This is a genomic window from Paenibacillus sp. VT-400 (genome assembly GCF_001029205.1).
GTDB classification, from domain to species: domain Bacteria; phylum Bacillota; class Bacilli; order Paenibacillales; family Paenibacillaceae; genus Paenibacillus; species Paenibacillus amylolyticus.
In genome coordinates this window covers 299,468-312,022 of sequence record NZ_LELF01000059.1, presented here as the reverse complement: position 1 = coordinate 312,022, position 12,555 = coordinate 299,468, and the positions used below count along the sequence as shown (strand labels likewise).

The window sequence follows — 12,555 nt, the reverse complement described above, 5'->3', positions numbered from 1 at the left end:
AACAGCGATTGAAAGAACGAGCCGTAACCGGAACGGTTGCTGCGAAACGGCAATGTAGTCTGGCGCTCTGCAACAAAATGAAATTTAAACATTGTTCATAACAGGAGGATTTTGAAATGAAACTTGGACTTGTCGGATTAGGAAAAATGGGATTGAACCTGGGTAGAAACCTGATTGATCACAAACACGAAGTGGTTGCCTTTGACCTGAACGCTGAAGCAGTAAATGAAATGAAAGAATATGGCGCTGAAGGCGTATCTTCTTACGCAGAGATGGTGGCTTCACTCGAATCCCCACGTGTATTGTGGATCATGGTTCCCCACAACGTGGTAGACGCAGTATTGGCTGAAGTTAGCCCATTGTTGTCCAAAGGCGACATCATTATTGAAGCGGGTAACTCCCACTACAAAGAATCCATCCGTCGCTACGAAGAGATGAAACCTAAAGGCATTCACTACATGGATGCAGGTACATCTGGCGGTATGGAAGGCGCACGTAATGGAGCATGTTATATGATCGGTGGAGACCCGGAAGCTTGGGCAATTGTTGAACCGGCATTCAAAGATACTTCCGTGGAGAATGGCTACCTGTATGCTGGTAAAGCGGGCAGCGGTCACTTCCTCAAAATGGTTCACAATGGTATCGAGTACGGTATGATGGCATCCATCGGTGAAGGTTTTGACGTATTGGAGAAAAGTGGATTTGACTTCGACTTCGAACAAGTGGCTCGCGTATGGAACAACGGTTCCGTTATCCGCTCTTGGTTGATGGAGCTGACAGAACGTGCTTTCTCCAAAGATGCAAACCTCGATGAGATTAAAGGCGTAATGCACTCTTCCGGTGAAGGACGTTGGACGGTAGAAACGGCATTTGACCTTCAAACCGCAACACCGGTTATCGCTTTGTCCTTGCTGATGCGTTATCGTTCCCTTGAAACAGACACATTCACAGGTAAAGTGGTAGCAGCATTGCGTAACGAATTTGGCGGTCACGCTGTAGAGAAAAATTAATTTTATATATAACTGTTAACATATGATGAGAATCGGGTAATGACTTATATCGTGTTTACGAATTCATCAAGTGGAGGTAACATATCATGAAATTTTTCTTGGATACAGGGAATGTGGAAGAAATCAAACGGATCGAACGTCTGGGTCTGGTGGATGGAGTCACGACTAACCCGTCTTTGATTGCCAAAGAAGGTCGCGTATTTAAAGAAGTCATTCAGGAGATCTGTGGCGTTGTTAAAGGCCCGGTCAGTGCTGAAGTCATCGGTCTCAAAGCCGAGGATATGTTGAAGGAAGCTTATGAAATTGCAGAATGGGCACCGAATGTAGTCATTAAATTGCCGATGACCGAAGATGGGCTGTACGCTTGTCATGAGTTGACGCAAAAAGGGATCAAAACCAATGTAACGCTGATTTTCTCCGCAGCACAGGGCCTGATGGCGGCGAAAGCCGGTGCAACCTACATCAGTCCATTCGTTGGTCGCTTGGATGATATTGCGGTGGATGGTATGAAATTGATTCGTGATCTGCGTCTTATTCTGGACATGTATGATCTGCCTTCCGAGATTATCGCAGCAAGCATTCGCAATATCAAACATGTAGAGGATGCAGCCCTTTCCGGTGCGCATATTGCCACCATTCCGGGTTCGCTTCTGCCGACACTTTGGAAACACCCACTGACAGACAGCGGGATTGAACGTTTCCTGAAAGACTGGGAATCTGTTCCGAAATAAAAGGATAGACCTGGCCTGAATCTTTGGGTGGTCTGAACATAAAACCTTTCGCCTTGCAAAGTAATTTGCGGGCGAAAGGTTTTTTTATCTCTGTTTATGTAGTTTCCGATTCGAGGTTAGTTTAACCAATGAGGAGTACTTGTCCCTTTCATGTTATTGTTACTTTCTGTCCAGTGTCCACGTACTGTCCTTCTTTTTCGGGACAACGGTGCATAAGGTTAACATATAGCCTATAGCTCATCCCGTAGGGGAGGGACACTTCGATGATGAGAAGAAAATGGCGAAGCCGGAGACGCCGTAAGCCGCCAAGCGGCAAACGCAAAATGTGGTTGATCATTTTATTGGTCACCGCGTTTTGTTTGATGCAGGGCTTTGCTTATGTGGATAAAAAGATGAAGCCCCCCATCATGCACTTGGCCAAGATCAGAGTGAAACAGATTGCGACTGAAGCGATCAACAAGGCGATTACAGCACAGGTTGCAGATGGCAAAACCAACGAAGGACTGATTGACTGGAAGACGGATACCGCCGGGAAAGTGTCCGGTTTCATGCTGAACTACAATGAGCATATGCGAATCACCGCAAGTACGATGAATATTGTGCAATCGACGCTGCAGAATGTACACATGTTAAAAGAAAAAATCCCGCTGGGGCAGGCGCTGGGCAGTCCGGTGTTGGCTTCATTTGGCCCGAGTATACCGGTTCGTATTGAGCCCCAAGGCGCTGTCAAAGTGGATCTGAACACCCGTCAACAGAATGCGGGTATTAACATGATTTTGGTGGAAGTGTACATTCACATCATTGCTGAGGTCGCGGTCGTGGTGCCCTTCGACATGGAGCCCGAAACGGTTGATACGGAAATCCCGATTTCCTACCTTTTGGTTGTCGGGGATGTGCCAATGTATTATTACGATAATCAGGGCAAGCCAGTGGGCAGTAACGGTAGTAATGCCCCAGCTATTGCGCTGCCATCAGGTCATACGGGTGTATCAAGCGGTAATGGAGTAACTACGAATCCCCCTAGCCAGAATCAGCAACAGACGCCGTCAGACCATTTGCAAGGGAATGAACTTGAAGAAATTGAACCGGATGATCTGCCTGATGTGAATGGGGGATTACAGCTCAATAAGGACGCGCACCCATGATACACACAAATTTGAATTGTAAGCAAAGAAAGGGGCCTCTATTAAAGAGGTCCCTTTTTCGAATACTTATCGTGCATATCCTCGTCTCAATTACTTTTCTTGTTCTTTTGTTTGCGTTCATCCTGTTCCCAATGTTTCAGTTGTGGATAAGGGTCGAACGACCATTCGTGCAGTCCGCTGTCCCGGTAGATACCATAGTGCAGATGCGGAGGAAATTTGCCCTGTGTTCCAGGTTTCCCGTAACCCGAACTGCCAACCCAACCTACAACCTGACCGGGGATCACAACTTCACCGATGCGTGCACTTTTGTCAAAACCCGAAAGATGGGCGTAATAGTGATAATGGTTGTTCAAATCCCGAATTCCGATGCGCCAGCCGCCAAACGGGTTCCAGCCTTTGATCTCCACGACACCGTAACAGGTACTGCGTACAGGCAGGCCATGCGGAGCGAAAATATCTGTTCCCTCATGAATGCGATAACCGCCCCAGCTTCTTTTTGTCCCCCAGGTACTGCGATAGGAGTAGTTGGTTCCGAGCGGGACCGGAAAGGCATGTCCGAATAGATCCAGATTGTCAAAATGCTCATATAACTTCGCGAATTGCTGTATCCGTTGCACAGCACGGGAGTTGTGATAATATTCCCACAAGGCAATGTTGAAGTCCTCTTGTTTGTTCCCGTAACCTTGAATAACAGAAGCCATGCTGTACAGCACATCCTGATCATTGTTGGCATCCGCTATACCGTCTCCTGAACCATCACGTCCATATCCTTTGAAAAAAAGAATGGATTCCGGATGTTGATCCGTCTCATCGGGATTTAGCCATCCTCTCCAGGCCGGAGGGGTCACGAAGATACCCGTAAGCCGCTCCGGATGCTTGCGATCCTTTGGATGTGCGCGAGTAATCGTACGTTCATACTGATCAATGGCGGCCAGCCTATACCAGGGAATCTGGGTCATCTGACCAATGGTTTCATATAAATGGCGACGTGCAGCGAAAATTTCTGCGGGTTTTAACTCGGCAGCCTGTGGTTTGGGAGCGGCCTGGGCGGGTTCACCGTAAACTTCAACAGGCAAGAATGGGAGAAGCAGAGTACCTGCAAGTAATGTTTTGATCCAAAAGCGGTACGTGTGCCTGAAGGTCAAGCGTTGTTGCACTGGGATGCAGCCCCTTTCCATTAGAATGATACAAGGTACCCGATGAACCAAGCTAAAGATTAGCGTTCTTCAAAAGTTCTCATTTTATCCATGTAAGCTCTTGGGGGGGATCCAATTATACAAATTGTCCATATCGGGCATGAATGCACAAGATGTGACAAATGGGGGTTTTTCCAGCGCTTTCATGGTATAATATGTTCCGAGCAACAGCCTAACTTCAGTAGAAAGAAGGTTTATGCATTGGCTAAACGTGTTAAAGAACCGAAGCCGGATTGGATTCGGATCAAATTGACAACCGGCGATAACTATCAGGAAATGAAATCGATGATGCGTTCCAAAACGCTGCATACGGTATGTGAGGAAGCAAGGTGTCCGAATATTTATGAATGCTGGGCCAATCGAACGGCCACTTTTATGATTTTGGGCGACATTTGCACAAGGGCATGCCGTTTTTGCGCGGTGAATACAGGCTTGCCAACGGAGCTTGATTTGCAGGAACCAGAACGTGTGGCGGAAGCAGCAGAGCAGATGAATCTGCAACACTGCGTAATTACAAGTGTAGCCCGTGATGATCTGAAAGATGGTGGAGCTACGATTTTTGCAGAGACGGTGAAGGCCGTACGGCGACGGTTGCCATTGTGCAGCGTTGAAGTACTCATTCCAGACTTTCTGGGCGATCGGGAATCTTTGCAGATTGTAATGGATGCCAAACCGGACATTCTGAATCACAATATTGAGACGGTTGAGCGGTTGTCAGACAAAGTGCGTGCCAAGGCAAAATATAAACGTTCACTGGAATTGCTTGCTCGTGCCAAAGAAATGCAACCTAACATCCCTACGAAATCAAGCATCATGCTTGGTGTAGGTGAGGAATATAATGAAATTTTATCAACAATGGATGATCTTCGTGCGGTGAACTGTGATATTATGACGATTGGTCAATATTTACAGCCATCGGAGAAACATCTGTATGTTGAAAAGTATTATCCGCCAGAGGAGTTTGCTGCATTAAAACAGGAAGGATTAAAACGTGGATTCAGCCACGTCGAATCCGGCCCGATGGTACGCAGCTCCTACCATGCGCATGAACAGGTGAAATCGGCTACCAAACATGCTGAACAGGCGGCAACACACGCGTGATGGAGGATACCGGATTGGAAGAAGAAAAAATCACAGAACAGATTCAGGACCAACTTCAGGAGCAGATCCAGGAGCCGGTTCAGGAATCAGTTGTTGAATCAGTTGAGGAAAAGCCCAAAGAACCGGTCATTGTACAGATCGGCGGCAAAAATTATGAAATCGTCCAGAACCACAAAGAGGGCTGGAATCCAGAGGTCTTCCGTGATCGTTACAGTGAAGTGCTGGAGCGTTATGATTATATTATCGGGGACTGGGGTTATAGCCAGTTGAGGTTAAAAGGTTTTTACCGTGATAACCATCCAAAAGCGACGAAGGATTCCACAATCGCCAGTATGGTGGATTATATCAATGAATATTGTAACTTTGGCTGTGCGTACTTTGTGCTTCAGAAGAGCAAGGATCAGCCTCAAGCCAAAGCAAAAAGCGGTTCCTGAGAAGGACCGCTTTTTTGGTGTGTTATTTTAGTCAAGAAATGCCGTGCGAACCCGGTTCCAGAATGGATAAGGGCGGAAACGTGCAAAACTGACCTTGTGACTGGATACCTGACAACGGACGGAGATCAGATCCTCCACCATCACATTCACATGATCAATCGTCATCAATAACCGCTGATCCTTGCGGGAGAAAATATCACAATGATGATGCTTGGGCAAAATAACCGGTGAACCAAGTGTACGATAGACCCGGTTATTAATCGATGCAATCTCCGCAATCTGAATCGCCTCGATGGTTGGATGAACCATGGCACCGCCAAGGGCCTTGTTGTATGCCGTGCTGCCTGATGGCGTGGATACACAGATGCCATCCCCACGGAACATCTCAAATGTCACATCGTTAATATCGACCTGGGCCACGACGGTACCGTCTACACCTTTTAACGTAAATTCATTAAGGGCGATGTAAGAGGAATTCCCTGACTTTTTCCGAATCTCAAGCTCCAGTAGCGGGTATTGTACAATGCGTGGTTTGAGACGCTCCGGATCTCCTTTGCCACTCATCAGCCTGACTAACTCCCGTAATTCTTCCTTCTTCCAATCGGCGTAAAAGCCGAGATGGCCTGTATGAACCCCAACAAAAGCAATATCCGGAATGCGGTCGATGAAATTGTGAAATGCCTGTAGCATCGTACCATCGCCCCCGATGGAGATAACAATCTCCGGCGATTCTGCATCCAGCTTGAACCCTTCTTCCTTCGCCAGCGCGTGAAACTGCTGACTGAGATCAATCGATAACTGGTCTCCGCGGTCTTGAACATAGTATCTCAAGATGAAAGCTCCTTTGTGGTCATTATACTACCGATGATAATCAATTCCGCGGAAGAACACAACGTTTGGGCGCATATTCAGTTAAATACAGATGAATCGTTCACTTATTTTTTGGTATGTCGTCTAGGCTTGAGAATGGAACTTAATATCGCGAGGAATAACAACAACACGATGAGGCTTACAAAAACAATCATTCCGGATAAGAAAATAAGTCCCCAGTCCGGTGTATACGTTGATAACGATGGGATGAAACCGGGCTCCATGAGAACGGGTGAAGAGGAACGCCCCATCAGGGGTGTCCACAACAGCAGGACCAGCATAGGTGCGATTAGCGCATGGATTGCTCTGGCAAATAGAAATGGACCGTATCTCATGGGTGTGTTGCTAAGAACACTCATAATCTGTGCATGGACGGATAATCCACCCCAAGAGAGAACAAAGGCTGCTGCTGCTACTTTATAGACGAGTGGGATGGATGCCCCGGCACTCCCAGCCTCTTTGTTCCCCAGCGTTACTTCAAACAGCCCACCGACCAAGCTAGGAGATAAGGATGGAGGCAGTCCGCTATGTCGTAACAATTGCTCGGTTATCCCGTATAATCCGCCAAGCCAACCGGTCTGGACAAGTAGCTCCATCATGACCGAGAAGAATACAACCAGCCCTCCTACGATAATAATAAGGCGAAGGGATGAGGAGACTGCCTGGCGCAGCAGTTCACCGAATGCCCGTCCGTCAGCTTTTCTTGCTTCATGCATCGCATAGATGGCCCGGACCAGTCTGTTTCTAGGTATCCCCTCCGATGGAGATCCAAAAGAACTGTCTGGGTGTGAGCCTTTTGCTGTACCCCCGTGAAAACGCATGAGCATACCCACCAGAAAAGCTGCAGCGTAATGGCTCGCAACCAATACTGGAGCAATGGCGACATTATGGAAGAATCCAACCGATACCGCTCCAATCATGAAGATCGGATCGGATGATGTAGTGAAGGCAACGAGCCGTTCTCCTTCTTCCCGGGTAACTAGCTTTTGTTCCCATAACTGAGCGGTCAGTTTCGCCCCTGTAGGATAACCGGATGCACAGCTCACGGCAAATACAAAGCCACCGCTTCCGGGAACACGAAACAATGGACGCATCAGTGGATTCAGCAAGGTACCTAGAAAATGAACAATGCCAAAGCCGAGTAGGAGCTCGGACAGCACCAAAAAAGGAAAAAGGGAGGGAAACAATACGTCCCACCAGATGGACAGTCCGCGTACACCTGCATGCCAGGTTTCCGCTGGATACAAGACCATTAACACACAAAGGATCAGGAGAGCGATTGTGACCAGGACATGGGTGAGTCGTTGTGAAGCAGCCATGAATTCTTCTCCTTTATATTTGGAATGGTCGGTGTGCGGAAGTCTGTGATGTTATTGCCATCAATATATGAAAAAAAGTGGACAAACAGTACAAAATTATACGTGGAAAGCGCTTGCAAAAGTGGCTGTGTTTTTGAGTGATGTGTGCTAAAATGAGAAAAACGCCTGAACGTCACCTAATTGTCTCCAAGGTGGAATTCAATTCGGATGGAGTGATGATCATGAGTCTTGTCACCGGAATCCTGGTCTGTGCTTTTGTATATGTGATACGTGCCTCGCTGGTACGCTCTGAGGAAGAGGACTGGCGGAGTTATTAATGAAATATCTAGTGCGCCAACCCAAGCGGTTGGCGCTTTTTTTGTGTTATGTTTCGAATAAGGTCCTATATACAGATGGCAGGTTACATGTCCTGATGATTTCATGTTATATAGGACTTTTTGGTTTTTTTTGATAGAATGGAGATAAAGGCTTTTGTGGCCTGGATATTGTTACTGTTTTCACAATGTTCACGGAACGTGTAATATATGGCAAAATTCGACATCAGAAAGGGGAATCAGACGAATGAATCCCAGTTTGAGTATTTATGATAATCTTGGCGGTGAGAAAGGTGTTCGCGCATTGGTCGAGGCTTTCTATCCGATCGTTCAGCAGAATGAGCAGCTGGCTCCGCTTTTCCCGGAAGATATTCAGCCGGTCATCGACAAGCAGTATATGTTTTTGTCTCAGTTTTTTGGAGGACCAGGGCTGTTTTCCGAGGCGTTTGGACATCCGATGATGCGTGCCCGTCATATGCATTTTGAAGTGACGGTTGAACGGGCTGAGGCTTGGCTTGCATGTATGGATCAAGCCTTAACACAGATTGGTGTGGAGGAGCCCTTGCATTCGTTTATCCTGCAGCGTTTATCCGGGCCTGCACATCATTTTGTGAATACACCGTAGATCCGAATATGATTACAAGCGTACGGGAGAGGGATGGAATAGATTGGAATTAGAGCCGCTGTATAAGGTGAAAGTGACCTGCCATTATTGCGAAACCGAGTATGAAACCTCACGGGTAAGACCGAGTTTGAAAAGGCCCTACCGGACGGATTCGGATTTTTGTGCTTACTACAAACTGGAGAATCCAGATTTTTATGTGGTTCGCATCTGTCCGCAGTGCGGGTTTGCCACGACGGAGAACGCAACGGAGCATTTAAATGATGCTCAGCGCAAGGCTTTTAAGGAACAGATCGGTAACCGCTGGGTTAAACGTGATTATAGCGGAGCACGAACACTGGAACATGCGTTGGCAACGTACAAGCTTGCCTTGCTGTGCGCACAGGTTATCCAGGAGAAAGATCGTGTCGTCGCTGGTCTGTTGCATCATATAGCTTGGTTGTATCGTTATATGGAGGACCATGCACAGGAACATCGTTTTCTTGAATTTAGCCTGGAAGCCTATGTGAAGGTGTTCGAACGTGAAGGAACGGGTGGCAATGAAGCCAAACTGTTGTATTTGCTCGGGGAATTGAACCGCAGGGTAGGACGGTTTAATGAAGCAGTGCAATGGTTCAGCAAGGTCATTCATGACAAGCGGATCACAGATGCGGCCATGATTCGTGCTTCAAGGGAACAGTGGGCCGTGCTGCGTGAGCAGATGATTTCAAGTAAGTTGGAACTCCCTGAAGAGATGCTGGAAACAGACAAAGAGGCTGCAAAGCGCAGCCCCCTCTAGGTTGATCTTACATTAGTTACGGACAGGACGGCTGGATAACAAATAGTCACTGTCGTTGTCGATCACGGTCATGCTTGTATTACAGCAGGGAAAGACCAGTAATTTCTTTTTGCCTTCGCGAATGAGCACAAGCTCTTTGGGTTTGAGGGGGAGCAGCACGTTGCTTGCGTGACAGTAGGGACATTGCTGTACATAGATGTCTCCCATCACAATATCGTAAGGCCAGCTGTTCTCAAACGGAATCATTCTTGTTCGCCTTCTGGTGCGGAAGGTTTGGAGGCTTCTTGTTTGGCGAGTTCCGCAATCTTCTGCATCAGGATATGTTGGGGCATGTGCATCAGGTGCTCCAAAGGTACGCCCAGGGATTCTGCTAATTTGACGGCTGTATCAGCCGATACTTGTAAAGGTTTCATACGTTTACCTCCTGAAGGTTGCTATAAGTATTTCTCTAGTATAGAGATATGGCTGACAGAAAACCAGTTTTTAATTCAATCCTAACCATCCAATTTATAGAGAGAGGTGCCTTATTAAATGAAAACGCCATTACACCCCGTATGGGATCTGGAGTCCATTTTTAGTGGAGGTTCTTCCTCCGAGACATTTGCTGCGTATCTGATTGAACTGGAAGAGGATGTACGTAAACTGCAACATCTCTTGAACGAAACAGCTGCACCGACTTCATTAGAAGAGACGGCTGCATTTGATCCGATTTTGGAACTGCTGCAAAGCTGTTATATCCGCATATCGGAAGGATCTGCGTTTGTATCCTGCCTCTCATCGCAAAACCAGAAGGACAAAAAGGCAACGCAGCTTCAAGGCGCCATCAGTTCTATTGCAGCGATGCTGAACGGTAGCAAATCGAAGTTTGATAATACACTCAGTCAGACATCGGATTCGGTGTGGGACGCTTGGATTGCTCGGGAAGATATTCAGCCGCTGGCATTTGTACTGAACGAGAGTCGCACGCTGGCTCGTGAGAAGCTGTCGCCTGAACTGGAAGGTCTTGCTCTGGATCTGGGTGTGGATGGTTACCATGGTTGGGGCAAATTCTACAACACGATTGTCAGCAAGGTGAACATTCCATTTGAGCGAGATGGGGAAACGGTGATGCTCTCCGCAGGACAGGCTGCCAACAAGCTGAGCGATAGTGATCGGAATGTACGCGAGACGGTATTCGCAAACTGGGAGCAGGCTTGGACCGATGTTGAAGATTTCTGCGCTGACACGCTGAATCACCTCGCGGGATTCCGTCTGAAGTTATATGAGAAACGTGGCTGGGATGATATCCTCAAAGAACCTCTGGCCATCAACCGGATGTCACGTCAGACACTGGATACGATGTGGGATGTGATTAACGGTGCCAAACCTGCGCTTGTTCAATATCTGGAGCGCAAGGCAGAACTGCTGGGGGTAGACAAGCTCAGCTGGAGCGACGTAGATGCACCTGTAGGTAAATCAAGTGGCAAAATCACTTACGATGAGGCAGCCATCAATATTGTTGAACAGTTTGCCAAGTTCAGTCCTAAACTTTCCTCGTTTGCAGAGATGGCTTTTGAGAAACGCTGGATCGAAGCAGAAGACCGTCCTGGCAAGCGTCCAGGCGGATTCTGTACGTCTTTGCCACTTAGCAAAGCAACCCGAATTTTCATGACCTTCTCCGGGACACCATCTAATGTGTCGACTCTTGCGCATGAACTTGGGCATGGATATCATCAACACATTATGGAAGAGTTGCCTGCATTGAATCAACGTTATGCGATGAATGTGGCTGAGACAGCGTCCACGTTTGCTGAACTGATTGTAGCAGATGCCCTGGTGCAGGCGGCAACAGATGAGCAAGAGAAGCTGGCTTTGCTGGAAGACAAGATACAGCGAAGTGTGGCTTTCTTTATGAACATCCATGCCCGGTTCCTGTTTGAGAATCGTTTCTATGAACAACGCAAAAAAGGCTTGGTCAACGCGGATGAATTATCCAAATTAATGGTGGAGGCGCAGCAGGAAGCGTTCTGCGGTGTACTTGCATCAGATCATCCTCATTTCTGGGCATCCAAACTGCATTTCTATCTGACTGGTGTGCCATTCTATAATTTCCCATACACGTTCGGTTATATGTTCAGTGCGGGAATCTATGCGAGAGCACAGCAAGAAGGAACGGCATTTGCAGATAAATACGATGATTTGTTGCGGGATACAGGGCGTATGACGGTCGAAGAACTTGCTCAGAAACATCTGGGTACGGACCTGACACAACCGGAATTCTGGCAAAATGCTGCGGACTTGGTTATTGCCGATATTGAGCAGTTTCTGCAGATGACAGCAACCGAAAAATAGGTTGAATAGAATAGGTTGAATATATATGAAAAGGCTGCAATTCCGTGTTAACAGACACAGGATTGCAGCCTTTTTTTGTACAGAATCCTCATTTTTGATTCTCGAAGATTTTGTCGTAATTAAGTGAAAAAGCTCAGTTTAAGGGAGTGGAATGGCAATTAATTGTGCAAATCATAGTTAGAAATACCCAACTTTGCCGTTCTTTGTTGAATGAGCACATATGATGTCATATAATGAGTCGTAAGTCCTTGCTGTATAGGACTATAAGCATATAAGGAGAGTGTTAATATGAAAATTGATGAGCTTTCATTAGCGAGACAGTTGGATCTGGTATTCAAAGAGCTTGATAATGAGTTATCAGGGTTAGATTCAGGGGTAGTTTTTGTGCAAATACGAAACAACGTAATTGGGAAATTCGGTATTCGACATAATCCGATAGCTGGACGAGATGGGCAGATGGATGTGGAGGAAGGGGGGCTAAATGAAACCCAGAGAACTTCTTTCCGGTCAATGGCACTGGAGACGTTGAAATTCAAACGCAATTGGACACATGGCGAAATATCGTACGACTTCACAGTAAGACAAGGTATGATTTTGGTAGATGCAACGATGGAGTCTAATTACAATATGGCGAGCCTGATGATTCGTTACCCTAGAACCAATACATACAAGGAATCAGATATGGAGTCGACCTCCTAATTAGT

15 protein-coding genes are annotated in these 12,555 nt (G+C 46.9%); 10 read left to right on the top strand and 5 right to left on the bottom strand.

The annotated features are described in order from the left end of the window. Positions 1-116 precede the first annotated feature (116 nt). The 3 genes from gnd to yunB all read left to right on the top strand — a co-directional run bounded on the left by gnd (position 117) and on the right by yunB (position 2,886). Positions 117-1,010 (top strand): phosphogluconate dehydrogenase (NAD(+)-dependent, decarboxylating), encoded by an 894-nt coding sequence (gene gnd, locus EL84_RS08235; RefSeq protein WP_017692367.1) that lies wholly within the window; start codon positions 117-119, stop codon positions 1,008-1,010. 86 nt (positions 1,011-1,096) lie between these two features. Then, positions 1,097-1,741 (top strand): fructose-6-phosphate aldolase, encoded by a 645-nt coding sequence (gene fsa, locus EL84_RS08230; RefSeq protein ID WP_036605718.1) that lies wholly within the window; start codon positions 1,097-1,099, stop codon positions 1,739-1,741. Positions 1,742-2,004: 263 nt separating this feature from the next. Beyond that, entirely contained in the window at positions 2,005-2,886 is an 882-nt protein-coding gene (gene yunB / locus EL84_RS08225) for a sporulation protein YunB (RefSeq protein ID WP_051446910.1), read from the top strand. 86 nt (positions 2,887-2,972) lie between these two features. Here yunB and EL84_RS08220 read toward each other — a convergent pair whose 3' ends face one another. Continuing rightward, complete coding sequence (locus EL84_RS08220) at positions 2,973-4,043, bottom strand: M23 family metallopeptidase (RefSeq protein WP_047841315.1); 1,071 nt, start codon at positions 4,041-4,043, stop codon at positions 2,973-2,975. Positions 4,044-4,283: 240 nt separating this feature from the next. Here EL84_RS08220 and lipA point away from each other — a divergent pair, with 240 nt between their 5' ends. Together lipA and EL84_RS08210 are read left to right on the top strand one after the other, a co-directional pair. Then, positions 4,284-5,183 carry a lipoyl synthase gene (lipA, locus tag EL84_RS08215; RefSeq protein ID WP_036605720.1) on the top strand — a complete coding sequence of 300 codons (900 nt, stop codon included), beginning with the start codon at positions 4,284-4,286 and terminating at the stop codon, positions 5,181-5,183. Between the two features lie 14 nt (positions 5,184-5,197). Further along, the gene (locus EL84_RS08210) at positions 5,198-5,617 is read left to right on the top strand and encodes a YutD family protein (RefSeq protein ID WP_235200693.1); all 420 of its coding nucleotides are present in this window, start codon (positions 5,198-5,200) and stop codon (positions 5,615-5,617) included. A 27-nt stretch (positions 5,618-5,644) separates the two neighbouring features. Here EL84_RS08210 and EL84_RS08205 read toward each other — a convergent pair whose 3' ends face one another. Both EL84_RS08205 and ylbJ read right to left on the bottom strand, forming a co-directional pair. Next, a complete protein-coding gene (locus EL84_RS08205; RefSeq protein WP_036673293.1) occupies positions 5,645-6,448 on the bottom strand; it encodes an NAD kinase in 804 nt (267 codons plus the stop codon). A gap of 104 nt (positions 6,449-6,552) precedes the next feature. Further along, positions 6,553-7,806, bottom strand: coding sequence for a sporulation integral membrane protein YlbJ (gene ylbJ / locus EL84_RS08200; protein WP_047841314.1), 1,254 nt, complete (start codon positions 7,804-7,806; stop codon positions 6,553-6,555). Between the two features lie 152 nt (positions 7,807-7,958). Here ylbJ and EL84_RS32125 point away from each other — a divergent pair, with 152 nt between their 5' ends. The 3 genes from EL84_RS32125 to EL84_RS08190 all read left to right on the top strand — a co-directional run bounded on the left by EL84_RS32125 (position 7,959) and on the right by EL84_RS08190 (position 9,520). Further along, entirely contained in the window at positions 7,959-8,123 is a 165-nt protein-coding gene (locus EL84_RS32125; RefSeq protein WP_155984997.1) for a hypothetical protein, read from the top strand. Positions 8,124-8,367: 244 nt separating this feature from the next. Next, positions 8,368-8,745: a globin gene (locus EL84_RS08195; RefSeq protein WP_036605723.1), complete on the top strand. Its 378-nt coding sequence runs from the start codon at positions 8,368-8,370 to the stop codon at positions 8,743-8,745. A 43-nt stretch (positions 8,746-8,788) separates the two neighbouring features. Continuing rightward, entirely contained in the window at positions 8,789-9,520 is a 732-nt protein-coding gene (locus tag EL84_RS08190; RefSeq protein ID WP_047841313.1) for a DUF2225 domain-containing protein, read from the top strand. A 12-nt stretch (positions 9,521-9,532) separates the two neighbouring features. Here the strand turns inward: EL84_RS08190 and EL84_RS08185 are convergent, their stop codons facing one another. Beyond that, positions 9,533-9,766, bottom strand: coding sequence for a hypothetical protein (locus EL84_RS08185; RefSeq protein WP_017692378.1), 234 nt, complete (start codon positions 9,764-9,766; stop codon positions 9,533-9,535). Continuing rightward, positions 9,763-9,933: a YycC family protein gene (locus EL84_RS31240; RefSeq protein WP_017692379.1), complete on the bottom strand. Its 171-nt coding sequence runs from the start codon at positions 9,931-9,933 to the stop codon at positions 9,763-9,765. The genes EL84_RS08185 and EL84_RS31240 overlap by 4 nt, the downstream gene beginning before the upstream one ends. Before the next feature lie 118 nt (positions 9,934-10,051). Between EL84_RS31240 and EL84_RS08180 the strand changes: the two genes are divergently transcribed. Continuing rightward, positions 10,052-11,851, top strand: a complete 1,800-nt coding sequence (locus EL84_RS08180; protein ID WP_047841312.1) for a M3 family oligoendopeptidase — start codon at positions 10,052-10,054, stop codon at positions 11,849-11,851. Between the two features lie 288 nt (positions 11,852-12,139). Then, positions 12,140-12,550, top strand: coding sequence for a hypothetical protein (locus EL84_RS08175; protein WP_047841311.1), 411 nt, complete (start codon positions 12,140-12,142; stop codon positions 12,548-12,550). The last annotated feature ends 5 nt before the right edge of the window (positions 12,551-12,555 follow it).

Bases quoted from the DNA above. Each gene is read 5' to 3' on its own strand.
- gnd (WP_017692367.1), top strand. From the start codon at position 117: ATGAAACTTGGACTTGTCGGATTAGGAAAAATGGGATTGAACCTGGGT.
- fsa (WP_036605718.1), top strand. From the start codon at position 1,097: ATGAAATTTTTCTTGGATACAGGGAATGTGGAAGAAATCAAACGGATC.
- yunB (WP_051446910.1), top strand. From the start codon at position 2,005: ATGATGAGAAGAAAATGGCGAAGCCGGAGACGCCGTAAGCCGCCAAGC.
- ylbJ (WP_047841314.1), bottom strand. From the start codon at position 7,806: ATGGCTGCTTCACAACGACTCACCCATGTCCTGGTCACAATCGCTCTC.
- EL84_RS32125 (WP_155984997.1), top strand. From the start codon at position 7,959: ATGAGAAAAACGCCTGAACGTCACCTAATTGTCTCCAAGGTGGAATTC.
- EL84_RS08195 (WP_036605723.1), top strand. From the start codon at position 8,368: ATGAATCCCAGTTTGAGTATTTATGATAATCTTGGCGGTGAGAAAGGT.
- EL84_RS08185 (WP_017692378.1), bottom strand. From the start codon at position 9,766: ATGATTCCGTTTGAGAACAGCTGGCCTTACGATATTGTGATGGGAGAC.
- EL84_RS31240 (WP_017692379.1), bottom strand. From the start codon at position 9,933: ATGAAACCTTTACAAGTATCGGCTGATACAGCCGTCAAATTAGCAGAA.
- EL84_RS08180 (WP_047841312.1), top strand. From the start codon at position 10,052: ATGAAAACGCCATTACACCCCGTATGGGATCTGGAGTCCATTTTTAGT.
- EL84_RS08175 (WP_047841311.1), top strand. From the start codon at position 12,140: ATGAAAATTGATGAGCTTTCATTAGCGAGACAGTTGGATCTGGTATTC.